Raw genomic sequence first — 26,035 nt, forward strand, 5'->3', positions numbered from 1 at the left:
AACCAAGTTGTATCTTTTCACTATCTCGCAATGTTGGCTCTCAATTTTAGCGCATCCTTTCATAGTTATTATTCGTTATGATTCACATAAGTTCTATTATCACTGGTGATCTGTATAAAATGTTGGGTACTGTTGTTGACTACTTGTGATTATTGCAACATCCTAAAGATACTTTACTTTAACAGCTCAAACCTAATACGATAATATCAATGATATCAATGATTTTTTGACAGTCACTGCCACTGCATCATTTGCGCTTATGTATTAAAAATCTCATTAAAATCTAGACTAAATTAGAAAGCTTCCAGCTCTTCTTCACTATCATCAAGTTTAAATCCTGATACAGACTCTTGTAATGCCGCCGCCATTTCATTTAGCTGTCCAACTGAGCGAGCGGTTGCCAATGTCCCTGATGAAGTCTGTGAGGTAATATCTTGAATGACATCCATGGTTTTAGAAATATGTCCAGCAGAGGACGCCTGTTGTTGAGCTGCCTCAGAGATGTTTTGAATCAGATCTGCCAATGTATTTGAAACAGTTTGTACCTCTTCTAATGCCTCACCAGCATCTTTTGCCAAACGCGCACCACGTACCACCTCTGTGGTGGTAGATTCCATCGACATAACTGCCTCATTGGTATCTGCCTGAATGGTTTTAACCAACGTTTCAATCTGTTTGGTTGCATTAGCTGAACGTTCTGCCAGACGTTGTACCTCATCAGCAACAACCGCAAAACCACGTCCCGCTTCCCCTGCCATCGATGCCTGAATAGCAGCATTTAGTGCCAATACGTTTGTTTGGTCAGCAATATCATTAATCAATCCAACAATATCACCAATCTCTTGTGAAGACTCACCCAAACGCTTAATACGTTTTGAGGTTTCTTGGATCTGCTCACGAATGGTATTCATACCTTCAATAGAGCGTTGTACAACCTCCGCACCATTATAAGCAATGGCAACTGATTGTTTCGCAACTGCGGTGGACTGTGCTGCGTTGGCAGATACTTGGTCAATAGAAACGGCCATCTCATTAATCGCAGCAGATACACCTGCTATCTCTTGTGCTTGTTGCTCAGAGGCTTCAGCCAACTCAATCGCTGTCAACTGTGTTGCTTCTGAGGATTGCGCCACTCGTACTGCCGTTGTATTAATTGCCAGTACCAACTGACGCAATTGGTCAATCGCAAAGTTTACAGAGTCAGCAATCGCACCAGTAAAGTCTTCAGATACCGTCGCATTCACGGTTAAGTCACCTTCTGCAAGATCACCAAGCTCATCCAAAAGACGTAAAATCGCCATTTGGTTACGCTCGTTCTCCTCTTGGATTTTCTGTGCCCGCTCCGACTCAACCTGCATGTCTTGACGTTGTCTTAACGTCTCTGTCTCAATAAATAATTTTTCACTGTTGCCACGCAATCTATACAGACGGAATAAAGAATATAAAACCCCTAATACACCAAATAATAGTCCCAAAGCAGAGCCCATGACATAGGGGTGTTCAAGTAAATTACGGTTGATACTTGCCAGTCTTTTTTGTGTATTATCAGCAAACTCACTCAGCTCTCTTGCTTGCTCTGTACTTTGCACAGAAGGAGATTGCAGATCGGGTATATCTTCTGTCACAGGCTCGATGATTTTGTTATATAATTGTGCCGCCTCTTGTAAGGCAGGGACTTGTCCACCCATCTGTGAAACTTGTTGATTTAAATTTTGAGCAAAGCGTTGGCGTAGGTTATTAAAGCCACTAGGAGACTGCTCGGGATTGTCAAGTAACTGCTGATAATCTCGTCCTAATTGCTCAATTCGTTTGATTTGTTCTTGTAAGCTGGCTATCTGTTCTGGAGTAGCATTGGCTGCGGTTGCCTGCTCAATTGCCCTTGCATATATCGAGTGTAGGGTGCTGGCAGCTTCATTAAACTGCTGTTTAGAGTCTTGAACAATATTGGTATTATTTCTATTATTCAAAAAACCCTCTGCTTCAGGTTTTTTTTGTTGCCATTGAGCTAATAAATCATTAGAAATCGTTGGATCGTCAGTATAGCGTTGCATTTCATAAAGCGCACGCTCATAACCTTGAATATCTTTTTGTAGGTTTTCATATCCTAAAGAAGACATCTCATAATCTTGTGTGAAGGCAGCTTCATTAATATCATTAATAATTCGTGATGAATAATGATCTAACTCATAGACACTATGAATATAATTATTAATCCTATCTAAATACACCACTAAAAGTATCAAACTCACAATACTTACGATTAAAAAAAGCCATAGCAGCCCTATCCACCGTTTTCTTTTGTTGTTAGATTTTAATAGGGGTTGATTGCTTTCATCTTTTATGGCTATACCTTGGCTCATGACATCCGTCCTCAAAAACACAATAGGTTATCAAAATATTGATGTTTAAATTTATTTGTGAAAAAAATTAAATTGATTGTTAAATTAAATAAGGAAAGCTATACATAACATACTTTCTTCTTAGCCTTTAGAATAAATGTCTTAATACAAGTTTTAATTATTGGAACAATTCATTCTAATATTAGGTTAAAGCATAATGGCTCATAAAGTCTGATATAGCCCATATCTATATTTTTTATCTCCACATATTCTATGTTTTAGGGGTGTGGCTTTATTTATCATTTATCTAAACATAGAGTCTGGATTTACTGATGGTGATCCTTTTTATATCTAAACTAAATTAGTAACTACACGTTATTGCTTTATTTTTTGTTTTGATAAGTTATAGAATATCATCATTATCTTGTAAATTAAATTTATAAAATTTATCAATAACTTATAAACAAGAAATACCAATCATCACAACACTAAAGCGCAGCTTCTAAGTATCTACTGTCTTTTATCAATAAATTGGGCATAAATACATACCAATGTTGATCATCCCTACTAAAACGTCCATGGTTGTAGGGTAAAAAAGCAGAATCTTCAGGAAGAAAAACTGGCTCATACTGTGACAATTTAAACTGTTGAATACCAAACACTTTATCTACCAACAGCCCTGAATAAATATCAGGTTGATCAATCACCATGATTTTACGGTTTGCAGATGTCAGGTTATCGGTTTGTAAATTGAGGAAAGCTGCCAAATCAGTAATAGGCAATAAACGACCACGAATATTAGCAATACCTAACATCCAAGATTGAGTTAGCGGTATTGGAGTCATATCAGGTGAAACTAATATCTCGGAGATGTCTCCCATCGGGGCGACCATACGTTGACCTGCTACCTCAAAAGCCACACCAAGCCACTGTGATTGATTATTTTTATGCCGACCACTGGTGCGTGATTGTGCCAAGTCGGACAGACGCAATAATTCAATAAATCCACGTGATGCCAAAATATTACTCCAAACTAAGCCGTCATGACGGATTGAATGACTTGCATGAGTTCTTTTTCGTCAACAGGCTTAGTGAGATAATCTTTTGCCCCTTGCCGTTTTCCCCACACTCGATCTGTTTCTTGATTTTTGGTGCTGATAATAACCACAGGGATATGTGATGTCTGCTTACCACGAGTAATTTTGCGAGTTGCCTGAAATCCATTCATCTCTGGCATGACCACATCCATTAAAACCACATCTGGCAAATGCTCTTCAGCAAGCTGACAACCTTGCTCTCCATTTGAAGCTTCTATGATCTCAAAATCATTTTTGCCCAGTATTTCACGAAATCTGGCCATCTCTGAGGGTGAGTCATCGACAACGAGTACTTTTACCATAATCTTAGACCTTTTTTTATTGACTGATAAGGTTGCTTAGCTATATTAGCTGCCGCGCCCCTATCATGGCTCAAATATCTTTTAATACAAAAGTTAAAATAATAAATCAAATATTCTAACATAAATCACAAGCACGGGATGTCGTGACCACTACTATTTACAGGTGAATTAATTATTAATAATATAGGATAGACTGTTTATTCATCAAGCAAATACTTATTAAACCTAGAGGGTCTATTCATTTTATATAACTTTAGTCTAAGTCATACATCATAACTCAAATCACCAAAAACTAATATTATTAAAGATAAAATTAGTCTATCGGTTATTTAAATGTATGATACCCATCATATAAGTAGCGATAGTATCAAATTATTTTTATTTATTATTTATAGTGTTTTATTGTCTCAAATAATTCATCTTTGCTAAAAGGTTTGGTCAAATATTCATCTGCTCCAACAATGCGTCCACGTGCTTTGTCAAACAAGCCATCTTTAGAAGATAGCATGATCACAGGAGTATTGGCATACTCAGGATTATTCTTAATCAGTGCACAAGTCTGATAACCATCTAGACGTGGCATCATGATGTCGACAAAAATAATCGCAGGATTGGTGTCTGCTATTTTTGCTAAGGCATCAAACCCATCCACTGCTGTCACAACCTCACAACCCTCTTTTTGTAGCAAGCTTTCGGCAGTACGTCGAATTGTTTTAGAGTCATCAATTACCATGACCTTTAAACCAGTAAAAATCGTATCCATCATCATTGTCCTAATTCATTGCTAATATTGTTGTTTAATAAGTTATCGTTTAATAAGACTTTAAGTTTATGTATGTGTTAGGCAAATATATACTTGCTTTTTCATGCCAAAGCAACAAATACTCAGTATTCACCTGTCTTTTTCACAAACAAAATGCCTGTGTGTACTATGGTTCATGTATTATTGCCATTTTTAGCACAAACGCATGATTTTTTCCACTTATTTCATATATCAGCTACTCAAATTAAGCCATTATTTTTATTGAAATAAGCATAACTCAATGATGCCATGGCAACTGTGCTTTTGTTTTAAATATAAAACTACTCTACTATATAAGAGATAAGATATACGCTGTAAAAACTAGCTGTTAGCTACTTAATACTGATGATAGTGGCAACTCAAGACAAAACGGTTACTTTATCACCCTCATGTGTAGCACTAAATATATGGCTTGGCTGTCTCATAACTGTATGATCTTCAATTGACTATAAACTTGTCATATCCAAAAAATCAACTTACTGACTCATCATAACATGAGATAATGTTTAATAAATGTAAACGACACAATAATTAAATAGCCAATATTTACTCGATTGGTTTATGTGTTTCATTCTCTATTAAAATAGCCTCACCACAGAAAATTATACTAAATTATCAGTTCAATATCATTAAGGATTATTATGCAGTCATGGCTATCTTCTCTTTATATCCATTATCAAGTGACTAAAACACCCAGTCAGTTAGGTGATATTGTCCAAAATATAAGAAAAAATCCTGCTTCTTCTTATTATAGGGGACATCATACGCTAACAGCGATTCTGCTAGCCAGCACCCTAAGTTTGATTGGTTGTGACAACGCATCAAAGCCAACAGATAAGCAACAAACTGTGTCTATCGAAGATAATGAAATTATCTTATCGAAAGATGTTATCTGGTCAACTCAGCCTGAGCGTTATCAACCCAGCTTTAACTTATATGGGGTGCTTGTACCCATTGCACAGGCAACCATATTAGCACCTGATTCAGGTAATATTACCTCTATTTTGGTAGAAGATGGAGACTGGGTGAAACCGCAACAAATTTTATTACGTTTATCTGCTACTGTTACACATCCAAATGATGCCATCAATGAAACAGCTACCAATACAACTGCAACTAATACAGCTAATAATAACCAACAAGTCACCATCACTGGCTATAATGATCGTGTGCCTACATCGATTGGAGAACGCAATATTGCGAATACAACAACATTAAATAGCAATCATACGCTAACCGATGACATCAGTGATACTACTGAGACATTAGAAGAAGATTTGGATACTTTGGTAGAAAATTTGGATACCTTAGAAAATAACAGTACTCAGACCAATAAGACAAAAACAGAAGACATCATATCCAAGCAGCAAACTAATGAGTTTGTTATAAAAGCTCCATTTGCTGGTAAGATAAGTGAGCTAATCTCTAGCCATACAGTAGAAAAACAACAGGTGTTAATGAAAATATCGGATACACACCAGTTGCAACTTATTGGTGAGCTACCAATTAGTACTCAATCACAATTATCTATTGGTCAAAATGTCAACTTTACCATTCCTAGTACTCATGACACTTTTACAGGACAAATTAGTAAAATTACTCCAAATCTTGAACAGCAGATAGTCACTGTACATGCACCAGTCATGCCAAACCGAATCAGTCAGTCGCATTTGAAATCAGGTATGTCAGCAACCATGACCATCGAATATGGACAAATGCAAGTGGGGGTACGCTTGCCAGCAGCAGCCATTCACAATGTGGATTTAAGCATGTTAACTGCCAAGCATCCACGCCCTGCCACGCCTATTGAGGGACATGTATGGGCGATTAAACAAGATCAGCGTTTAGAGTTACAACCTGTACAAATTGTGGCTTATTTTGCAGATACCCAGCAGTATTTAGTATCAGGAATTAATAATGACAGTCTGATTTGTGTAGCAGAGCTTCCTCTTGATTCACAGGGTAAGAAAGTAGCTTTGCAATAAAAATCAGTCAATAAAATCGCCTTAAAACAGCCAAGTGAAAAGCGTATCAATTACAAGTAAGTAGCACAAGACAATGTGATGGATTTATTTGGAAATGACTATAGTATAATGTCAATGGTTATGAACAAACATACTCCATATTTATGTAAGTTTATTTTAAGATAAAAATAAGCAAGATAAAAATAAATAGGTGCTGTAACATTTTGCTTATTGTCTAGCAACATAGATATTCGGCATGATAATAGGTAAATCTTAACTTGCACTGATAAACACCAATAACTTAACAACTAACTTAACAACAAGAGTAGAGAATTATGAGCAAACAAATCTTATTAATTGAGGATGATCCTGATTTGGCAGAATTGATTGCCGACTATCTCTCGATGAATTATTATGAAGTTCATCATGCAGCAACAGGACAAGAAGGGCTTGATACATTAGATACCAAAGAACGTGCCATTGATTTGGTTATTTTAGATTTGATGCTGCCAGATATGGACGGCATGCAAGTATGTCAGCAAGTTCGCGGCAAAAAAAATAGCCAAACCAATAAAGTACCGATTATCATGCTCACGGCAAAAGGCGATACCACCGATCGAGTGCTTGGACTGGAGATGGGGGCAGATGACTATATTGCCAAGCCTTTTGAGCCACGCGAGTTATTGGCTCGTATCCGTGCTGTACTGCGCCGCCATGAACAACCAAACCAAGCAGACAGCCATTCTGACAGTTTAACTTTTGGACGACTCAGCGTGTTTCCTGATAGCCATGAGGTGACCATTGATGATCAGCCTGTACGCCTAACCACTCACCAATTTCAGTTATTACATTACTTTGCAACGCATGCAGGTAAAGTGCTAAATCGTGAGCAACTATGGCAAGCCATGCCCAATGATGACAGCTCAGATAATATTGACCGTGCCATTGATGTGCATATCTCAAGACTTCGTGCTTTGATTGAAGACAATCCACGCCAACCCAAACGCATCATTACTGTTCGTGGTGTGGGTTATCAATTTGCCACCGATCAGGTATAAAGCTTGATGTCCTGTTTCATTGTTAATAGCAGACTGATGTAATGCACAGACTTGGTCTACACTCTGTGTTTAGCAAGCTTTTTGCCAGTGTGATGCTGACATTAATCTTGTTTGCCATCGCCATGGTAATGCTAACGCAACTGGTTCATGATAACTCTGCCAACACTCGTTGGCAGGTGCTTGCCAACCAAATTTTGACCCAAGTCGATCCATTTTTAGATGAGCTTAATATTGCCACAAACCAACAAAATCGGCTCAAAGCTCGATTTATGATGGCAGTGGTAAAAAAAAGCTTTGATATTTTTGATGAATCACTACAAGCAAAAATGGGTCTGTATGATGCTGAAGGGCATTTGTTGGTACAAACTGATAACAGCGATTTACCAAAAGAATTACCAGAAGAGCCTTCTTGGATAGCGCAAATATTACCAGTTCTCACCGATGCGGATACACCCGCTAATAATCAAGTACGAGCCTATAGTCAAACTGGCTATATTTTATTATATGAAAGCCGTCATCCTCTAAAACGCTCCAAATTTGCTGCTGTACTCAATCTATTTACTGGCACTTTATTACTGCTCATTATTATGACGTTGGTATTATGGTGGATTGCACGTTCGATGACATGGCGCATTAACCAAATGAGCCAACAAATGAATCAACTGGGTGATGGTGATTTTAGTGTGCGTGTACCTGTCAAAGGTACAGATGAAATAGCCAGCTTGGCAAAAGGGTTTAACCAAGCTGCGCAAAAAATTGAACAGCTTATCAGTGCTAATAACCTTTTATTGGCACACGCTTCACATGAGCTACGCACCCCCATCACCCGTATTCGTCTACAAGTCGAAATGATGGATATGCTAGCACAGCAGCTACCAGAGACCACCAAAACCAAATTTGATAAACGAGCACAAGCCATTAACCGAGATCTGACAGGGCTTAATGATCTGGTTGAGAGCATTTTATTGGTCAGTCGTTTGGATGCAGGGCATGCTTTAGAACAAGTAGAAAAACTTGATCTGTTTGATCTGGTAAAACAAGAAACACAACATTATAGTGAGGCCACATTGTTTGGTGAACATGTGGTGATGCTTGGACAACCTAAGCTGCTCATACATTTGATTCGTAATTTACTTAATAATGCGATGATTCATGGTACGCCACCCATTGAAGTACACGTCTATGGTGCGATGTCACTATCTGACGCATTGACTGCCCCTGAGCATATTTATGAACAACCCATCATAGATATAACACCACCACAAGATAGCCACACCAGCCGTTCCATCAGTGATGAGCAACCAGAGATAACTACTTTACCAATACCACTAACTACACCAACGGCAGCTACTGAGGCTGAGCACGTTACCAATAATGTCAATAGTGCTAAGAATGCCGAGTATGAAACAGTGACTCAATACGATACCAATGATTGTGATACTGTCATGACACCCAATAAATTAGCTGTATTATCGCCAAATAATACCAATGATAATTTGCCACTAGATCTGTCACAATTCAGCTTTGTTGCTATTGATATAACAAAATTCAAAGAACAAGCTGGCGTTATACTTGATATTCATCAGATTGCTGATCTTGCACTACAAGAAATTGAGCATGAGGTAGCACAACAAGCCAAACAGTCAGAGAAAGCACCGCAATCACAAACATCATTAAGTACCTTCAGTACTGAACCAACCACTCAAGATAAATCCACCAAGACAGATAAGCCCAATCGTGGCAATTTATTACCTGATAACCCATTTGCAAAACGCTCAAAGAAAAGTAAGACGCAAACGCCTGTTTATGCTGTTTTAGCAGTGATTGATCAAGGTAGCGGTATTCCTGAGGACAAACGTCAAGATATCTTTAGCCCTTTTGTACGTTTACAACAACAAAAAAAGGGATCGGGACTAGGACTATCTTTAGTATCACAAATCATCGAAGCACATCAAGGTAAAATACTCACCGATACAGTAGATGGGCACACTCGTTTTTTAGCCATTTTACCAACGACCACCTCTCATGACGCCAATAATAAATAACCGCGTAAATAAATTTAACACCACAATTATATTTTATATTTAACACTCATCTTTTAGCATACTTATACCCCACTCTCAACTTTATTTTATAAAATCATATATGACCCCTCCCATATCCTCCCCTTGAAGTAAGGGGAGGACTTAAAAACCAGTTCCTCCCCCTGAGGAGGAATATAGCGAAACACTGTTTCGCCCCTGGAGAGCGTTAATAAATAGTCCAGTGGACTATTTTAGCGATGCAAGACGAAAAGCTGTGCTTGTAGTACAAGACAAGAGCTATGCTCGCGTAGTAAGGGGGAGGTTAGGAGGGGGTCTTATAAGTTGAGAGTAGCGTATACTTATAGTCAATCTAATATAATTTCACCACAAGGCAACCGAGTGCAGATAGTACACCCATCTAGCGAGGTTAACACCGTGGTGGATTTATAGTAGGCAGACTATATCCCAAATTGGAGTTAAAATACGCCTACTTATTCACTGTAGGAATGATATCATGCCAGCTCAACATATCTAAAAGTTTCCAGCTATGCTATATTATGACGCTTTGTTTCACCTGCCCCTATTTCCTACTGCGTGACAGCATTTAGATGAGTATTACTATGAGCGATATGATTATATTAAAAGAAGTCACCAAACGCTTTCAAAGTGACACCACTAAAAAGAACAGTAGAAAAAAAGACGCGACAAACGCCACTTGGTTTACTGCTGTACAGCCAACTTCCTTGAGTATACGTCAAGGTGAAATCTTTGGTTTAATGGGCTATTCAGGTGCAGGAAAATCAACTCTACTACGTCTTATCAATCTGTTAGAACGCCCTGATAGTGGACAAGTGATTATCGATGGTGAAGATTTAACTGCCTTATCTGCCAGTCAGTTACGAGTTGCCCGCCATAATATTGGCATGATTTTTCAACAGTTTAATTTGATGGCAAATCGTACCGTCTTTGATAACGTCGCTTTTAATCTCAAAGTATCGGGCTATCCTGCCTCTCAAATCAACGAGCGGGTACAAGCCTGTTTAGATATTGTAGACTTAGCTGATCGTGCCAGACACTATCCTGCACAGTTGTCAGGGGGACAAAAGCAGCGTGTGGGTATTGCTCGGGCAATCGCACCAAACCCTAAGGTTTTGCTTGCTGATGAGCCTACCAGTGCATTAGATCCAGCCACCACCCGCAGTTTATTAACCTGCCTACGTGACATCAATGAAAAATTGGGCGTCACCATCGTTATCGTCACTCATGAGATGAGCGTCATACGCCGTTTGTGTCATCGAGTGGCATTGTTACACCAAGGTGAACTGCTCGAAGTTGCTGATATTCATAGTGATACCATTCATGCCACCACCCCAATTGGTCAGGGTCTGGTACTCGAAGACTAAGGAAATATTATGGCAAACTCTCCTTTAACCTTAGACTCTGCTATCACCAACTTATGGGGTATGCACAAAGAGATCTGGAAAGCGACCGTTGATACCTTTATTATGCTCGGCATATCAACCACTGTCGCCATATTAATCGGTGGGGTCTTTGGTATATTCTTGTTTTTATCAAGTGATCGGCAATTACTACAAAACAAACCCCTTTATGCCATTATTGGTGGTTTTACCAATTTTATGCGCGCTTTCCCCTTTGTGATTTTAATGATTGCAATGAGTCCGATGACTAAGGCGATTGTGGGTACAGGTATTGGTCCTATTGCCGCTTCATTAGTACTTGCCATTGCTGGCTCATTTTATTTTGCTCGCTTGGTTGAGCAAAATCTACGAGAAGTACCACGGGGTATTATTGAGGCAACGGAATCTATGGGAGCAACCCCTTTTACCATTATTAAAGTGCTGCTCAATGAAGCACGTTCAGGGTTGGTACTGTCTGTTACTATCTTATGTATCAGTTTACTGTCTTATTCAGCAGCAGCAGGTATGATTGGTGGTGGCGGACTGGGGGATTTGGCTATCCGTTATGGCTATTATCGTTATCAGACGGAAGTGATGATTTTTATCGTGATCATGTTGTCTATCATGGTCATCGCTATCCAAGCCTTTGGTAATATATTGGCAAATAAATTAGATAAACGATAACTGCTTATTTTGTCTGAATATTCTCCAGATAGTGTTTAATCTAATAAGCAGGGATAAAAAACGTAACAAAGAATAAATTTACTAACACCGCTTTGATAGCTGTGCTAGAGTAGCAAGCTTTTATTTTTTCTAAATCTGTAGTTATTAGTTGTATCTCATCGTCTAGTCGAAGCCGCCTAGTTGTCATCTATAACTACTATATATTTGTTAATTAAGGAAATTCGCTTTATGAAAAGCACTACAATTGGTCAAAAATTAGCATCAACACTTGCTCTTGCAGGATTTAGTGGACTGTTATTGGTTGGCTGTAATAACTCAAGCACACCTGAAGCGACTACAGAGTCAACAGACACAACGAATACTTCAGCCACACAAGCAGAAGACAATAATACTCAAGCAACCGCCACTACTAAGTCAGATCCTAATAAAGAAACCATCGTTATTGGAACGACTGAAGGTGATTTTGCTGACATGGTACGTGACCAAGTGCAGCAGGAGCTAGAAGCGCAAGGCTATCAAGTGAAGTTAGTAACATTTACTGACTATGTCCGACCAAACCAAGCCCTTGCTGAAGGGGATTTGGATATCAATGTCTTTCAACACAAACCTTATTTAGATACTTTTAAAGAAGAAAATGGACTTGATTTGGTTGAAGTTTTCCAAGTACCCACTGCTCCACTAGGCATCTATTCTGGGAAGAAAACTGCCTTGGATCAAGCTTACAAAGGTATGAGCGTTTCTGCACCTAATGACCCAAGTAACTTTGCACGTGCATTAGTCATGATGAATGAGCTTGGCTGGATTACTCTAAAAGATGATATCGATCCACTAAAAGCCTCTAAGTCTGATATCGCTGACAACAGCAAATACGACATTAATATTGTTGAGCTAGAAGCAGCTCAGCTTCCTCGTGCTCGTGATGAAGTGGACTTTGCTATTATCAATGGGAACTATGCGACTGATGCTGGCATTAAGCTAATCGAAGCATTATTCCAAGAACCCAGCTTTGCTTATGTGAACTGGTCTGCGGTGAAAACTGCCGATAAAGATCAGCCTTGGGTACAAGATGTGACCAATGCTTATAACTCTGAGTCATTTAAGCAATATGCACACAAAACTTTCCCAGGCTATAAATATCCTAAAATCTGGGGCGAGCAACCAAATGATGCGGCTCAATAAAAACAGCTAAGTTGTCAAACTGCTAAAATCCAACAAAACCCAGCAATATTTTGTTTATATAAACAAAGTGTTGCTGGGTTTTTTGCGAAGTGCTAGAAGTAGTATAAGTTACATTATGTGGACGCTATGTGAGCATATGTCATTGTTACTTTTAAATTTTTTATAATACTCCTATAGTATGAGTATTATAAATAGACATTCATTTATAAAAACAAAAGGTGACAAATATGAACTTACATAAAAGCTATCATATCCGCACAGTCGACGATGCTAATATTCCTGCTTTGGGGTTGGGAACATGGCAATCCACTGGACAAGATTGTATTGATGTGGTCAGCCAAGCTCTACAAATGGGCTATGAGCACATTGATACGGCACAAGCGTATGACAATGAAATCCAAGTCGGTCAAGGTATCAAGCAATCTGGAATCGCCCGAGATAAATTCTTTTTGACCACCAAAATCTTTCCTGATGATCTTAAGTTTCAACCAGAAAAACTTAAAAAAGCTGCCCAGCGTTCGCTAGAAAATCTAGACACAGACTACGTGGATTTACTACTACTGCATTGGCCAGATGACCGTGTTCCGTTATCTGAAACCATACCTGCGCTGTGCGCGCTACAAAAACAAGGCTTGACTCGCCATATTGGGGTATCAAACTTTACTATCCAACATTTATTAGCCGCACAAAAATATGCAGATGTACCCATTGCTGTCAATCAGGTTGAGTTTCACCCATTTATTAAGCAGCACACACTACAAAGCTTTATGAACAATCACCATATCCCATTAGTGGCATACTCCCCTCTTGCTCGTGGTGATGTGTTTGATAATGCCACCATCAAGCAAATTGCCGAAAAACATAACATCACCCCTGCACAAGTATCATTGGCATGGATATTATCAGATAAACAGCGCATAGCCATTCCTAAAACCAGCAATCCTGACCATTTACAAGGCAATTTAGATGCTATTAATATCACCTTAGACAAACAAGATATTGAGCAAATTAATGCCCTTGCCAAAGCTAGTGGTCGTAAGGTAAAACACCCTGACTATACACCTAATTGGGATGATTAAAATTGATGGCATTATCTTAAGAGACAGCACAATAAAAATGAAAAAGCCAAGCATAACAGTGCTTGGCTTTTTCAATAATAAAACTTTATGCAAAAAATTGTTATAAAAATACCTGTTAACAATTCAAATTCATATCTTACTATTGCTCTAATGTTGTGGTTACACGATTGCCTTGCTGCGTTTCTTGAGCCACAGGAATGGCGGGACTAAATTGTTCTGAATCAGGTGAGACACCTCGCTCGATATGATCTTTTTTCAGTGAAGCGGCGACTTCAGGGGGCATATAGTTTTCATCATGTTTTGCCAATACTTCACTGGCAATAAAAGTATTACCCTGCATCTTACCAGTAGCAACCACCCCTGAGTTTTCGGCAAATAGATCTGGTAAAATGCCTTGATATACCACAGGCACCGTCGCATTAAAATCGGTAATTTCAAATTGCACATTAATCTCATTATTTGGGTCACGTTTAACACTACCCTCGACCACCATGCCACCTGCACGAATACGTTTATCTTGTGGTGCTTCTCCAGCAGCAATTGCCGTTGGATCATAATAAAAGTCCGTCTGCTGACCAATGGCGTATATAACTAATATAACAGCGATTATCGCTCCTGCAAGTGTGGCAAGCACCCAAATGAGCTTTTTGCGGCGAACAGCATTCATGATATGACCTTAAATTTGATGAGTATAGATTGCATGCAATAAAACCATAAAAACTATATGGGTATGCTATAAATGCCTTTCAAGCAACTTACCCAAGCTCTGTTTTATCTTGAATTTATGACAGCTTACTTATGATGATGGACATCATCATAAGTATTTATTATTTTGACACAGAGGTCTTTGGACGCTTCACTTGATTGCGGGTATGTTGTTTGCGAGCTTGCTGAATACGCAACTGCTTTAACGTGCGCTGGCGTTGCTGGCGACTATACAAAATAAAGGCAACAATCACTGCAACGGTTAATCCCCAACAGCTCCAAACATAAATACCATGTTTGCCCATTGCCAAAAACTCTTGCAAGGTATAAAAATATGGCTGCATTGATGACACCTCTAAAGAGAATCATAGTAAAAAATGGTGGCTAATTAACAACTGGTTAATGGCTAATGATTGCGCAAATATTCTTTAACCCAAGCTTTGTTTTGGTCACGCTGTAAAATCAACGTATTGGTTCGATAAATTGCCAAAGCTGCTACCAATAAATAGCAACCAAGCATCATCATTAGTAAGGGCATCCACATATCTGCTGACATCTTTGGTGCTTCAGTCAACGTAAATGTTGAGCCTTGGTGCAAGGTATTCCACCAATTTACTGAATATTTGATAATCGGTAAATTCACTGCACCCACAATAGATAAGATGGCAGCGGCTTTACCTCTATTAGAAGAAGAGTCAAAGGCAACAAACAATGCCATCACACCAGCATATAAAAATGCCAAAATCAGCATTGACGTCAAACGTGCATCCCATACCCAAAACGTGCCCCATGTGGGTTTTGCCCATATAGAGCCGGTTATTAAACTTAATACGCATAACAAAAAGCCAATGGGTGCTAATGCTTGTGCCACCAGATTGGCAGTCTTAATACGCCAAACCAAAAAGATAACCCCAAGCACAGCCATTGCCATATAAATAGACAGGGCTAGACTTGCAGTAGGAACATGGATAAAGATGATACGGTAGCTATTACCTTGCAAATAGTCAGGGGGGGCAAATGCCAATCCCCAAACACTGCCGATAAGCAAAAATATGGCTGATATTGCAGCAAGCCACTTAACCCAAGGAGAAAAAATCCGGAAAAACTCACGAGTACCCACAGTGGTCAAAAAACCTTGCCATAGGCGTTGTAAAAAACTGGTTTCTTTGATGGGTGTCTCAGTATTTTTGGCGTGTGGCACATGCGGCATGGGGGGTTAACCTTAAAAGCCAGAGATGAGTTAAAAACCATAAAACAGATTTTTGCTGCCATATTATAGCAAAAAAAACAGTTTAATTAAGCCATGCCATCTTTAAAGTCACACTAATGACCCATGGGGTGACGATAACTGCGATAATACTGCCAGCAGCCAACAAAGCTAAGATAGGCAGTGCATTGAGTCCTGTACTAAATAAGTCCACCGCACCCGTCGCAAAAATTAACACAGGCAATTGCATCGGCAGTGCAATCAAAGGCACCAACACCGCGCCATTTTTTAGCGATAAGGTCAAGCTACTAGCAATGGCAGAAAGCATCAGCAACATCGGACTGCCAACAATAATGGACAAAGACAACATGGCAGTCTCTCCCCAAGATAAACCAAACAAGCCAATCGCCAACCAACTTAATATTGCCACCAATCCACTACTAAATAACCAATGTATTGCCAGCCGTACCAGCACCCAAGTAGGCAGTGATGCTTTTGCTACGATAAGCTGTGCCAACGTACCATTCTCAAACGCAGGTTTAAACAAACCTTCCACACCCATGACCAATGACAATAACGCGGCAATCCAGACAGCAGACACGCCGAGCCGCTGTAATAGCTGTGGCTCACTACCCACTGCCAAAGGAAACAACGTGATAATAATCAAAAACAATACCAATGGATATAACCACTGTACTGCTCCTTGCTGCTTGACTTGCCACTCACGCCGCCATAATGCCAAAAAACCAATACTGGCTTCGGACGGCTGGTATTTTTGCTTATTTATACCCTCTATGGCTTGAGCTTTGGGTTGCTCAATTGGTTGAATAGTAGAAGATTGAGAAGATGAGGCATCATTAATCATAAATTTATATCGCTATCATCTAAGTCTACATCATAAAGATAATCAGACAAATCAAGACATTGGGTGGCTATACTGACACGCTGGTGGCTGGTCATCAATACCGCTCCACCTGATTGCACAAATTCTTGCAAACGCTGCTCTAGCTGCGCTACCATTGCCACATCAAGGGCAGTAAATGGCTCATCTAATAGCCACAGTGGCGTGTGCTGCACCTGCATCAGATACAATCTTGCTAAGGTCACACGGCGGGTTTGTCCTGCCGAAAGCTGACCACTGCTCATTGACTCAAAGCCTGACAATCCTACCCACTCTAATGCTGCTGCTAACTGTGCGGTGGTTGCTTTAATACCATATAGATTAAGCAGAAAATTAAGGTTTTGAGCAACGCTCAAATGTGGATGAATACCCAACTGATGCGTGACATAGATTGGCTGAATGGGCAAACTATCTTGTCCCAAATAATGTACTTGTCCTTGCAAAATTGGTAACAAACCTGCAAGCTGCATCAACAGTGTCGTCTTACCTGCCCCATTTGCTCCAACTAAATGGCAAATCTGTCCTGCTTGCAACGATAAATCAACACCCATACACAAAGTAAAATCACCACGCTGCACAGTGACATCACTAAGACTTAATATCACAGGCATGGTACTAACAGTGTGACTATTAACCGTATCTTGCTCCAAACTTGCCACACCAACCACTGAAGAATTCATTGCACTCTATCCAAAATCAGTTATGCTCATCATGATACCATTTTGATTGATTAACCTAGCAACTACTACAACAAAAGCTATTTAAATTATTTGCAACTTAATTTATTAAAAATATTTTAATTCTTAATTAATAAATATGGTTTTACACTATCTATACTGCCTTAAACCACAAAAAAACTACCATAAGGCATTTAAAATTAGTAGCAGTGACTATATATTAAAAGGTTACACATACTAAAAAAGTAAACCTCATTAAATCAGCACCACAGACATACATCATACCTAAAATTTTAACACCCATAACAACAATGGCAACTCATTAAGTCGCACACCATCTTAACTAAACAGAACTAACTAAAAAAAGTTGAAAACTATGACGACTATTTGGCAAAAAATAAAACGTAAACTGGGCAAATTAAAATCTCAACCAAATCATTCAGAAGATAGTGAACCCACCAGCATGCAACAAAAGCATGAAAAAACATCTGACATCAATAATACCCACACCAGCATAAACAATGATTTTGCTAAAAAAGATAGCAAATATACACTATCTAAACATAGCGCTAAAGAGTCATCGCAGCCGATTACTGATCGTATTGCCGCATATTTAACCGCCAAAGACTGGAAATTTACTCATTTTCCACCCAAAAACAGTAGCAAAAGTTCTGTGCATCATTTATCACTAGGTATGCAAAGCGATGATATGGAATGGGGCTATCTGTTTCGTATCAATGAAGACAATAAACTATTGTCTGTCTATGGTGTTTTACCATTTTCACTATCACCAGCACAAATTTCAGCAGGGGTAGCACTGGCAACGCAAATCAATTATGACCTCATGATAGGCAATATTGAGATAGACTTACGTGATGGAGAGGTACGTTTTAAAAATGCCATTGATACTGAATGTATTAAGCTAGATGACAGCATACTTGACTACCTTACCCAAAGTGTGACTGCCATGACCCATGTCATTTATCAACTATTTTATGACCTACATCAAGGCAAAGGAACTCAAACTAGCTTAGAAGAATTACTGACACAAATACAAGAAGCAAACCATACGCATACTTACTTTGTCGCCACTGAGAGTATCCAATAACTATACGTCACCAGCCGATTGCAACACTAACTCAAGCTTGGATATTAGTGAGATATTGATATGCCTTTATTAATCATGACTTATGAATTATTGTTTTGTGACTTATTATTTTTTGTATGTAGCCATATCTCATGCATAATAAAAAATAGTACTGCCAATAAAAATGGCAAAATATAATATAAAATCCGAAATAATAATAAAACCGCTAATAAATAAGGCTTATCTACCTGAGGTAATGATGCGATCATGGTCACCTCAAATACCCCCAATCCACCAGGAACATGACTTAATATGGCTAATATCATCGACTGAATAAAAGCAGAAAAAACGGTTAGAAAATCAATACCAGCAGCATGTGGTAGTAATAAGTATAAAACAAAAGCCACACTAGCAAGATCAATAATAGAGATGATAATTTGCTGAATGAGCATGGTTGCAGGTGGTAAATCAAATCGCCAGCCTTTGATTTTCACATGCCGCCCAGTACGACCCGACCAAGCAATGATGGTCATAATAAGCACCAACATAGCCAGTCCAACACCACGAATCACCCCGACATTTAGCATCATATCTGGTATGCTAGCGGAGACATCCGTTAGCTGAGCATTAAGCTGAGATATCATAGTCACTGTTGCTTCAGGATTGAATGCCAATGATAGTGATACTAGCGTAGATATGCCAAAGGTAAATGCCATCGATACCAACCACACCACATTGGCGATGTATTCTGCCTCAATACCGTGTGCACGATACATACGATAACGCACCCCTGAGGCTGATAATACAGCAAGCCCAACCGTATGACCAATGGCGTAAGCAGTAAACGAGGTCAATGCAACTTTGTGAAATGGCAACTGACAGCCCATGTGTTTTAAGGCGATGGTGTCATATAGGGTTAATATCAAATAGCCAAATGCGACCACAAGAACAGCCATCACAATATTAATATTAGATATCTGGTCAATGGCGTTCCATATCTCTTGCATACTAATGGTCTGTGTCAATCCATACAATGCTTTTATCGCCAGTACGAATATCACTACCGTTAGTAAAAGTACAGTACCACGCCACAGAATCTTACGAGTTTTTTGCGACATACTCACATCTTTGTCATTAATGGTTTAACACAGCCGTAAAAATAGACATCAATTGCTCTGCTCTTATATTCATCATTTACCATACAACAGCAATCTGATTAGCCCTCTATGATAACAGTATTTGTTGATATTCTGAGACACTGTTGTGAGCAATTTGTGTGAAAATTGATATAATAATAGATGTCAACATAGCCATTTTATTGGTTATCATCATATAGATATTTTATCTATGCTGACTATAGCATATCGCCTACAAAACCATCAAAATAAGTCTAAAATACATGTCATAGTAAACAATAACAAACTGTGCAACTAATACCCCACTCTCAACTTTATTTTATAAAATCATATATGACCCCTCCCAAACCCTCCCCTTGAAGTAAGGGGAGGACTTAAAAACCAGTTCCTCCCCCTTTTTAAGGGGGAGGTTACGAGGGGGTCTTATAAGTTGAGAGTGGCGTAACTAATACAAATAACAAAAAATTAAGCCAAAAAAAACGAGCCAATTGGCTCGTTTTTTAACAACTTCTATAAAATGCTAGGGCATTAATTATAGAGCAGTAATGTTATGTGCTTGTGGGCCTTTTTGACCTTGAGTTACAGTGAACTCAACTTCTTGACCTTCAGCTAAGGTTTTGAAACCTGAGCTAGCAATTTCGCTATAATGAGCGAATACGTCTGCGCCATTTTCTGGAGCGATAAAACCAAAGCCTTTTGCTTCGTTAAACCACTTTACTGTACCTTTTTGAGTTTCTGTATTTGACATAATATAATCCTAATTTTAAAACATGATGACCGCATAACATTATGCTGGTCGATAACGCTTGGGAATAGCAACTGAACGGTAAATCTTAAAACGGAGGATTATGACTAATACTACGAGGTAATGATTTGGTGCAGAACTTCTCTTAAGCAGGCGCCAAGTATAGCAGGTTAATCGGCTTTGGCAAGCTTTATTTTAAAAAAAGTTTTTTTAGTGTTTTATTAGACTCAATAATAGCGACAAGTCATCTACTAACAGCCACTTATATTTGTGCCATAAACTGTTGCCACAGCTCGCTTTGATGACAGGCTGTATGCCATACCATCCACCATTGCCGCGACAAATCTAGCCCTGCTACTTCTACCCTAACCAGCTCACCATTTGCCAGCTCTTCATCAATGATATGCTGTGATAAACAGCCCAAACCAATATCTGTCCTTACCATACGCTTAATCGCTTCAGACTGGGCAATCTCCATAATTACCTGCACATTGGGCAAATACTGCAATAACTTCTCATCAATACTTTGGCGAGTACCCGAGCCTGTTTCTCTGACAATTAGGGGCAATTTAGCAAGCTCAGTGGTGGTGAGCTGATAACACTGTCTAACCAGCCCAGTATCATCTTTTATCGCAGTTAAGGCAAAATTAGCTAACCAACGACTGTCGCGGCAGGCAAATACCACCAAGGTATCCGTGCGCCACCGCTGTTGCTGCATCACTTTAAAATTATTCGGGTGCGGTGTGGCTTCCACCAAGGCAATATCTACTCTTAGCTGCTCTGCCTCCGCAACCACTTCCCGAGTATTGGCAATGTGCAGCTCAATAGCAGCAGCAGGTAGCTGCTGATACATATTGGCAATGATATCAGGCAATACATAGTTGCCAATGGTGGTACTCGCTCCAATGCGAATCTGCCCTGCCTGATGTTGCCGATAATGCTCAATACTCAAAGCTTGCCGCAATACCGCTTGCACCTGAATATAAATCTGCTTGCTATACGGGTGTGGCTCTAGTCGTCGCCCCACTCGCTCAAATAACGGCATATCTAGCCTGCTCTCAAAAGCTGCCAACGCACTACTCACCGCTGATTGTGATAAATGCAGCACTGCGCTGGCTTCACTGGTGCTGCCTGTCTCATAGACACTGGCAAATACCGCCATCTGCTTAAGGGTAATTTTGGGAAGAGTCACTCATCTGTCCTTAATGGCTTAAGTAATTAATGACTTAACTTTACTTTGTTCACGCTAAAACTGCCAAACGGCTCTTATCCTTAGTCTATCAAATAAATCGATAGATTGTATCTTATTAATCTGTTATTTAAATATAAGTTAACGCTGTATACTACTTATACGTTATACGCACATTGTTATAGTTTATAGGAATATACCACCATGCTATCTTCAATCTTACATTATCTTGACGAGTATCTACCCCGTCGCCAACAGCTTTTAGGGCTAACTGTGGTGCTGATAGGTAGTTTGTTTAGTATGTGGTTAAATAATGCTCTACAAGAGTGGACAGATGGGCATTTACTTGGGCTAAGTGCGTTAACACTTGCCATTGTTATCGGTATGATTTTGGGTAATAGCCTATACCCTCGGCTTGCGCCTCGTTTGCACGAAGGGGTCAGCTTTGCTAAAGGACAAATATTACGTCTTGCCATTATTTTTTATGGTTTTAAGTTGACCCTGACGCAAGTGGCAAGTGTGGGTATGCCTGCCATTATTTGTGATGCGCTGGTTTTGATTTCGACCTTTTTGTTAACTTATTGGCTGGGCGTTTATTTGCTTAAAGTTGACCGTAAAACCACCTTGCTTATTGGCTCAGGGGCAAGTATTTGTGGGGCAGCGGCAGTGATAGCTGCTGAGCCTGTTATCGAAGCTGAATCGCATAAAGTCACCATTGCAGTGGCAACGGTGGTGGTGTTTGGCACATTAGCGATGATTTTATATCCTGTGCTATATCACACAGGCTGGCTACTGCAATGGCTAAATCCTCAGCAATATGGTATTTATACTGGCTCTAGTATCCATGAGGTGGCGCAAGTAGTAGTCGCAGGTAATGCCATTAATACTGATGTGGGCAATACAGCGGTGGTCACCAAAATGATACGAGTGATGATGCTTGCCCCCTTTTTATTGGTACTATCTTTTGTATTGACCCCCAAAGCAGATAATCAAGCCACAACAAAATCAACCCATACTTTGTTAAATCGCTTGACCCATGTCAAAGTACCTTGGTTTGCGTTTATTTTTATTGTTGTGGTCATATTACATACCCTATTTGCTGCTCCTGAATCATTCATCTCTGCTATGATTACAATAGATAATATATTGCTGACTATGGCGATGTTTGCGCTGGGATTAACCACTCATATGAGTGCCATTAAACACGCTGGTATCAGACCTTTATTATTAGGTGCTATTATGTTTGGCTGGTTGATTATTGGTGGTGGTATGATTAATGTCTTGGTCAGCCAGCTTTGGTAGCTTATACCAATTTGCTAAAATAACCTATCTTTTTCAAACTCGCTGAGCCTACTATTTATAGTACTTTTTTTAGTATAGTCAATTCAAGATAATACTGTTACGAGGAAAACGAGCAAAGGTGTGCAAGTAGTACTGCGAGCGAGTTTGACGACGTAACAGTTTTGTATTGAGCCGACTATAATTTCACTTGGTAGTACTCATTTGTCTTGATAGGTTCATAGAGTCATTAATCAAAATGATATTATGATTTGAAGCTTACCAATCAATCTTACCCAGCTCGTCTAACAACGCAGGCTTTCTGGGCTGCTGGCTAAATCGTTGTTGCCACGCATACACCATCTTTTGCCAGTTTACTTTACCTTTTGGCACACGTTTAGCGATTTGCCTAATATGCTGGGCAAGGGCATTATATTCTTTACGTCCGTCCACCTTTTCAACTTGCTGTTGCCAATACTGTCGATAATGATTAATCAACCAGTCGCTATCGAGGCTTGCCAGTTTTTCACAGTATTGGTCTAATAAATTTTGTTGTGGATATTTTTTGAGTAAGTTTAACAAGTCGCTGTCTTGCTGTTCATGGTCATACAAAACAGCTAATCTGGCTAAGTTACTATTAACCCCGCCTATATTTGCACCGATACAATTTTTCGTATCCCTTGCAATGGCACTATGGATATCTTCTTTTTGCTTGGTTACTTCTGCCAATAGCAAATTTTGTTTAATGGCAATTTCTTGTTGCCAATCCTTGGCAGAAAAGCTGTCTTGCCAAAATTGATAGTTATCAATATCCAGACGGTTATTATGAAATATCAACTGATAGCCATATTCTTGGATAAGTTTTGGTCGATTATGCTGATATGCAAGCATCATTAATTGCTTCAGCCATTTGTCCAATATATCTCGCTCATTTTTATCTTGAGCCTCTTTAATACCTTGCTTTAATAATTCAATGGCTTTATCAATATTATTATCATCAATGGCTTGCTGAATTTTTAATTGCCGTAGCTGCGGCAAACTCTCATTTTCATCAATAATGCTATTGGCTTGTGTCTTTTCTCCACTATGTTGTAGCACTGCCACTTTTAAGGCTAATAATTCCTCTAATTTATATTCAAGATAACTGTCATTGCGTTTTTTTAATTGTGCAATCTTTTTATCCAATTCAATTTGTACTGCTGCCCACTCTTGCTGAGCAATCTTTATATCCAACCACAGCCGTCCGATAGGCTCATTGGCAATATCATAACGCTTACCATTGGTACTGCCATACCAAATATCTAATACTTTCTGAAAGTTTGTCAGTAATGCAGGCGATATTTGTATTCTATAATTAGCAAATTTTAGTCCCCATTGTGGAAAATAATCCTGTTGGGCAAATAACACTTCACCCAATTTGCTAAATCCTATGTCTAAACCGTCTTGTTTGGCGGGAAACTCTTCATCGCAATCAATAAAATAATTTAACCAATAAGTTAACACCTCAATTTGATAGTGTGGCTGACCTGCAAACTGATTAAATAATTCCTCCAACTCAAATATTTGCTCATCAATATCAAGCTCATACCAGTATTCATAATCGGAATCGCCAAAATCTAATAAGCTATTAAGTCGGCGGTGAATACTTTGCATCACTTGGCTATTAGTGAGTATGTCATTTTGTTCATTGCTGTCGAAATTACTATTTGTGCCTGTTTTATTTGCGTCATTATTTTGCTTTTTATTAATAGCTTCCTGAAGTTGCTTATCAATATCAGTATGTTGATGTGTCCATAATATCAACTCATCGGATAATTCAGGATAGCGTCCAAAACAATGCTGAATAAAGGCTTGCAACTGCTCAGCAGATAGCATTTTTAAATAAAGAGAGTGTGGTTGCTCTGTTAGGTTTTCATCAAATATTTTGCCTTCATTGCTGGCTTTTTTATCTATTTGCCATGTACTTGCGGGCAATTGACGTAAGGCTAACAATGTGGCAACCACATGTTTACAGCTCAATTCATATGGACAGGTGCAACCCATACGCTCAATGTCACAATCGCCATTTGCCAATACGGTTAGGGTAATTTGAGTACGATAGTTTTGGGTGCCTTTAACGGTAGCTGTCCAAAGTTGTTTGTTGGGTGATTGTTGTGAAGACTGTTGTGAGCATTGTGACTGTTGAATCAGACGTTTGACTTGATTGTCTTTAAAATAGCGTTTGCCCCGCTCGATAATTTGCGGTTCAAAGTGGGATTCAAAGGTGGAGAGTTTGGGCATGGTATCTCCCTGTTTATAATTTTATGAGTTGAATAACTGTTTTACTTGCTCATCACCCCAATTAATATCATCAGGCATGCTCATTTCACCTTGCATAAAGCCAAGCTGACGTGTGTTATTTGATGAGATTTTTCTAATATCTGTATTATTGGTCAGTTCATTTTTCAGTAGGCAAAATATTTACTATAATCTAAAAAAATACTCATTAAATTATTTAATATATTATATCCATACCGAACCATCAACGACCAAATAAGGTTTAAAAGCATGAATTTTATTTATTTTAAATAAATTTATTTAGTAAATATTTTGATTTTAAAAATTACGTCTTAACCCTAATATCTTTCTAGCACTAATAACTGCATCATTTTCTACAGCAATATAACTTGGATTATTAGGATCAGTACTAATATCTACTTCAAGTGATGTTCCTCTTTTTGGGCTAATTTCTGGATAAAATATACAGAAATAACATTTAAAATCGGAAAAATCTTTACCCCAAAATATATTTAAAGTGCTTTTAATATAATTTACAAAATTATTCCCAGACTTCATCTTTAAAATATGATCACTCTCATTATTTCTTGAAGACTTAACGTCAAAAACTAATATTATAGGTTTATCATCTATAATAGAAAAGAAAACCCCATCACATGTTTTATTATAACCATTAATTTTAAAAAGTTTTCCCTTAGGAGAAAGAGTGAACTTATCTTGATTTATTGGAACACAATTATTAAATCCTCTTAGTTTAATTCTTTTAAGCTTTGCATCTTTAGCTCTTTCTACAAAAGAAATATCATCATTATTAACTATTTCATAAAGAAACTTTTCATCGATTATATTTAATAAATAATTTATATTATCTAAGTTTTTCATAGTAA

The 26,035-nt window shown here is 38.7% G+C and carries 23 protein-coding genes; 9 read left to right on the top strand and 14 right to left on the bottom strand.

Translation table 11 applies throughout. The annotated features are described in order from the left end of the window. Nucleotides 1-293: 293 nt before the first annotated feature. The 4 genes from FHK89_RS14945 to pilG all read right to left on the bottom strand — a co-directional run bounded on the left by FHK89_RS14945 (nt 294) and on the right by pilG (nt 4,501). On the bottom strand, nt 294-2,360 hold the full coding sequence (locus FHK89_RS14945; RefSeq protein WP_329958692.1) for a methyl-accepting chemotaxis protein: 2,067 nt from the start codon (nt 2,358-2,360) through the stop codon (nt 294-296). Between the two features lie 467 nt (nt 2,361-2,827). Beyond that, the gene (locus FHK89_RS06135) at nt 2,828-3,358 is read right to left on the bottom strand and encodes a chemotaxis protein CheW (RefSeq protein ID WP_230658010.1); all 531 of its coding nucleotides are present in this window, start codon (nt 3,356-3,358) and stop codon (nt 2,828-2,830) included. A 14-nt stretch (nt 3,359-3,372) separates the two neighbouring features. Then, on the bottom strand, nt 3,373-3,738 hold the full coding sequence (locus FHK89_RS06140; RefSeq protein ID WP_230658012.1) for a response regulator: 366 nt from the start codon (nt 3,736-3,738) through the stop codon (nt 3,373-3,375). Between the two features lie 385 nt (nt 3,739-4,123). Further along, the gene (pilG, locus tag FHK89_RS06145) at nt 4,124-4,501 is read right to left on the bottom strand and encodes a twitching motility response regulator PilG (RefSeq protein ID WP_329958693.1); all 378 of its coding nucleotides are present in this window, start codon (nt 4,499-4,501) and stop codon (nt 4,124-4,126) included. Nucleotides 4,502-5,181: 680 nt separating this feature from the next. On the opposite strand from pilG, the gene FHK89_RS06150 reads away from it, so the two are divergent. The 7 genes from FHK89_RS06150 (at nt 5,182) to FHK89_RS06180 (ending at nt 13,946) form a co-directional block, all read left to right on the top strand. After that, complete coding sequence (locus tag FHK89_RS06150) at nt 5,182-6,525, top strand: efflux RND transporter periplasmic adaptor subunit (protein ID WP_230658018.1); 1,344 nt, start codon at nt 5,182-5,184, stop codon at nt 6,523-6,525. A gap of 314 nt (nt 6,526-6,839) precedes the next feature. Beyond that, nucleotides 6,840-7,562 carry a response regulator transcription factor gene (locus FHK89_RS06155; protein ID WP_230658021.1) on the top strand — a complete coding sequence of 241 codons (723 nt, stop codon included), beginning with the start codon at nt 6,840-6,842 and terminating at the stop codon, nt 7,560-7,562. A 41-nt stretch (nt 7,563-7,603) separates the two neighbouring features. Continuing rightward, nucleotides 7,604-9,607, top strand: coding sequence for a sensor histidine kinase (locus FHK89_RS06160; RefSeq protein ID WP_230658024.1), 2,004 nt, complete (start codon nt 7,604-7,606; stop codon nt 9,605-9,607). A 599-nt stretch (nt 9,608-10,206) separates the two neighbouring features. Further along, nucleotides 10,207-10,989 (top strand): methionine ABC transporter ATP-binding protein, encoded by a 783-nt coding sequence (locus tag FHK89_RS06165; RefSeq protein ID WP_230658026.1) that lies wholly within the window; start codon nt 10,207-10,209, stop codon nt 10,987-10,989. Nucleotides 10,990-10,998: 9 nt separating this feature from the next. Further along, nucleotides 10,999-11,688, top strand: a complete 690-nt coding sequence (locus FHK89_RS06170; protein WP_230658028.1) for a methionine ABC transporter permease — start codon at nt 10,999-11,001, stop codon at nt 11,686-11,688. A gap of 228 nt (nt 11,689-11,916) precedes the next feature. Beyond that, nucleotides 11,917-12,867 carry a MetQ/NlpA family ABC transporter substrate-binding protein gene (locus FHK89_RS06175; RefSeq protein WP_230658031.1) on the top strand — a complete coding sequence of 317 codons (951 nt, stop codon included), beginning with the start codon at nt 11,917-11,919 and terminating at the stop codon, nt 12,865-12,867. Nucleotides 12,868-13,094: 227 nt separating this feature from the next. Then, nucleotides 13,095-13,946, top strand: a complete 852-nt coding sequence (locus FHK89_RS06180) for an aldo/keto reductase (RefSeq protein WP_230658034.1) — start codon at nt 13,095-13,097, stop codon at nt 13,944-13,946. 139 nt (nt 13,947-14,085) lie between these two features. On the opposite strand, the gene ccmE is transcribed toward FHK89_RS06180, so the two are convergent. From ccmE to ccmA, 5 genes are all read right to left on the bottom strand, one after another. Continuing rightward, nucleotides 14,086-14,613, bottom strand: a complete 528-nt coding sequence (ccmE, locus tag FHK89_RS06185; RefSeq protein ID WP_230658038.1) for a cytochrome c maturation protein CcmE — start codon at nt 14,611-14,613, stop codon at nt 14,086-14,088. Nucleotides 14,614-14,773: 160 nt separating this feature from the next. After that, nucleotides 14,774-14,995 (bottom strand): heme exporter protein CcmD, encoded by a 222-nt coding sequence (gene ccmD, locus FHK89_RS06190; protein ID WP_230658041.1) that lies wholly within the window; start codon nt 14,993-14,995, stop codon nt 14,774-14,776. A 62-nt stretch (nt 14,996-15,057) separates the two neighbouring features. Next, the gene (gene ccmC, locus FHK89_RS06195; protein ID WP_230658044.1) at nt 15,058-15,861 is read right to left on the bottom strand and encodes a heme ABC transporter permease CcmC; all 804 of its coding nucleotides are present in this window, start codon (nt 15,859-15,861) and stop codon (nt 15,058-15,060) included. A gap of 82 nt (nt 15,862-15,943) precedes the next feature. After that, entirely contained in the window at nt 15,944-16,723 is a 780-nt protein-coding gene (locus FHK89_RS06200) for a heme exporter protein CcmB (RefSeq protein WP_230658046.1), read from the bottom strand. Continuing rightward, entirely contained in the window at nt 16,720-17,439 is a 720-nt protein-coding gene (ccmA, locus tag FHK89_RS06205; protein ID WP_230658048.1) for a heme ABC exporter ATP-binding protein CcmA, read from the bottom strand. The genes FHK89_RS06200 and ccmA overlap by 4 nt, the downstream gene beginning before the upstream one ends. 373 nt (nt 17,440-17,812) lie before the next feature. On the opposite strand from ccmA, the gene FHK89_RS06210 reads away from it, so the two are divergent. Then, nucleotides 17,813-18,544 (top strand): YbjN domain-containing protein, encoded by a 732-nt coding sequence (locus tag FHK89_RS06210; RefSeq protein ID WP_230658050.1) that lies wholly within the window; start codon nt 17,813-17,815, stop codon nt 18,542-18,544. A gap of 80 nt (nt 18,545-18,624) precedes the next feature. Here FHK89_RS06210 and FHK89_RS06215 read toward each other — a convergent pair whose 3' ends face one another. The 3 genes from FHK89_RS06215 to FHK89_RS06225 form a co-directional block, all read right to left on the bottom strand. After that, nucleotides 18,625-19,641: a lysylphosphatidylglycerol synthase domain-containing protein gene (locus FHK89_RS06215; RefSeq protein WP_230658052.1), complete on the bottom strand. Its 1,017-nt coding sequence runs from the start codon at nt 19,639-19,641 to the stop codon at nt 18,625-18,627. Between the two features lie 550 nt (nt 19,642-20,191). Then, complete coding sequence (locus tag FHK89_RS06220) at nt 20,192-20,407, bottom strand: cold-shock protein (protein ID WP_230658055.1); 216 nt, start codon at nt 20,405-20,407, stop codon at nt 20,192-20,194. A gap of 259 nt (nt 20,408-20,666) precedes the next feature. Further along, nucleotides 20,667-21,596 (bottom strand): LysR substrate-binding domain-containing protein, encoded by a 930-nt coding sequence (locus FHK89_RS06225; RefSeq protein ID WP_230658058.1) that lies wholly within the window; start codon nt 21,594-21,596, stop codon nt 20,667-20,669. Nucleotides 21,597-21,797: 201 nt separating this feature from the next. On the opposite strand from FHK89_RS06225, the gene FHK89_RS06230 reads away from it, so the two are divergent. Next, complete coding sequence (locus FHK89_RS06230) at nt 21,798-22,895, top strand: YeiH family protein (RefSeq protein ID WP_230658061.1); 1,098 nt, start codon at nt 21,798-21,800, stop codon at nt 22,893-22,895. A gap of 255 nt (nt 22,896-23,150) precedes the next feature. Here FHK89_RS06230 and FHK89_RS06235 read toward each other — a convergent pair whose 3' ends face one another. Together FHK89_RS06235 and FHK89_RS06240 are read right to left on the bottom strand one after the other, a co-directional pair. Beyond that, nucleotides 23,151-25,151 carry an SWIM zinc finger family protein gene (locus tag FHK89_RS06235; protein WP_230658062.1) on the bottom strand — a complete coding sequence of 667 codons (2,001 nt, stop codon included), beginning with the start codon at nt 25,149-25,151 and terminating at the stop codon, nt 23,151-23,153. Between the two features lie 315 nt (nt 25,152-25,466). After that, nucleotides 25,467-26,030 carry a hypothetical protein gene (locus FHK89_RS06240; protein ID WP_230658064.1) on the bottom strand — a complete coding sequence of 188 codons (564 nt, stop codon included), beginning with the start codon at nt 26,028-26,030 and terminating at the stop codon, nt 25,467-25,469. Nucleotides 26,031-26,035 lie beyond the last annotated feature (5 nt).

This window comes from Psychrobacter sp. I-STPA10, from assembly GCF_021012795.1.
Classification (GTDB): domain Bacteria; phylum Pseudomonadota; class Gammaproteobacteria; order Pseudomonadales; family Moraxellaceae; genus Psychrobacter.

Bases quoted from the DNA above. Each gene is read 5' to 3' on its own strand.
- FHK89_RS14945 (WP_329958692.1), bottom strand. From the start codon at position 2,360: ATGAGCCAAGGTATAGCCATAAAAGATGAAAGCAATCAACCCCTATTA.
- FHK89_RS06140 (WP_230658012.1), bottom strand. From the start codon at position 3,738: ATGGTAAAAGTACTCGTTGTCGATGACTCACCCTCAGAGATGGCCAGA.
- pilG (WP_329958693.1), bottom strand. From the start codon at position 4,501: ATGGATACGATTTTTACTGGTTTAAAGGTCATGGTAATTGATGACTCT.
- FHK89_RS06150 (WP_230658018.1), top strand. From the start codon at position 5,182: ATGCAGTCATGGCTATCTTCTCTTTATATCCATTATCAAGTGACTAAA.
- FHK89_RS06155 (WP_230658021.1), top strand. From the start codon at position 6,840: ATGAGCAAACAAATCTTATTAATTGAGGATGATCCTGATTTGGCAGAA.
- FHK89_RS06160 (WP_230658024.1), top strand. From the start codon at position 7,604: ATGCACAGACTTGGTCTACACTCTGTGTTTAGCAAGCTTTTTGCCAGT.
- FHK89_RS06165 (WP_230658026.1), top strand. From the start codon at position 10,207: ATGAGCGATATGATTATATTAAAAGAAGTCACCAAACGCTTTCAAAGT.
- FHK89_RS06170 (WP_230658028.1), top strand. From the start codon at position 10,999: ATGGCAAACTCTCCTTTAACCTTAGACTCTGCTATCACCAACTTATGG.
- FHK89_RS06175 (WP_230658031.1), top strand. From the start codon at position 11,917: ATGAAAAGCACTACAATTGGTCAAAAATTAGCATCAACACTTGCTCTT.
- FHK89_RS06180 (WP_230658034.1), top strand. From the start codon at position 13,095: ATGAACTTACATAAAAGCTATCATATCCGCACAGTCGACGATGCTAAT.
- ccmE (WP_230658038.1), bottom strand. From the start codon at position 14,613: ATGAATGCTGTTCGCCGCAAAAAGCTCATTTGGGTGCTTGCCACACTT.
- ccmD (WP_230658041.1), bottom strand. From the start codon at position 14,995: ATGCAGCCATATTTTTATACCTTGCAAGAGTTTTTGGCAATGGGCAAA.
- ccmC (WP_230658044.1), bottom strand. From the start codon at position 15,861: ATGCCGCATGTGCCACACGCCAAAAATACTGAGACACCCATCAAAGAA.
- FHK89_RS06200 (WP_230658046.1), bottom strand. From the start codon at position 16,723: ATGATTAATGATGCCTCATCTTCTCAATCTTCTACTATTCAACCAATT.
- ccmA (WP_230658048.1), bottom strand. From the start codon at position 17,439: ATGAATTCTTCAGTGGTTGGTGTGGCAAGTTTGGAGCAAGATACGGTT.
- FHK89_RS06210 (WP_230658050.1), top strand. From the start codon at position 17,813: ATGACGACTATTTGGCAAAAAATAAAACGTAAACTGGGCAAATTAAAA.
- FHK89_RS06215 (WP_230658052.1), bottom strand. From the start codon at position 19,641: ATGTCGCAAAAAACTCGTAAGATTCTGTGGCGTGGTACTGTACTTTTA.
- FHK89_RS06220 (WP_230658055.1), bottom strand. From the start codon at position 20,407: ATGTCAAATACAGAAACTCAAAAAGGTACAGTAAAGTGGTTTAACGAA.
- FHK89_RS06230 (WP_230658061.1), top strand. From the start codon at position 21,798: ATGCTATCTTCAATCTTACATTATCTTGACGAGTATCTACCCCGTCGC.
- FHK89_RS06235 (WP_230658062.1), bottom strand. From the start codon at position 25,151: ATGCCCAAACTCTCCACCTTTGAATCCCACTTTGAACCGCAAATTATC.
- FHK89_RS06240 (WP_230658064.1), bottom strand. From the start codon at position 26,030: ATGAAAAACTTAGATAATATAAATTATTTATTAAATATAATCGATGAA.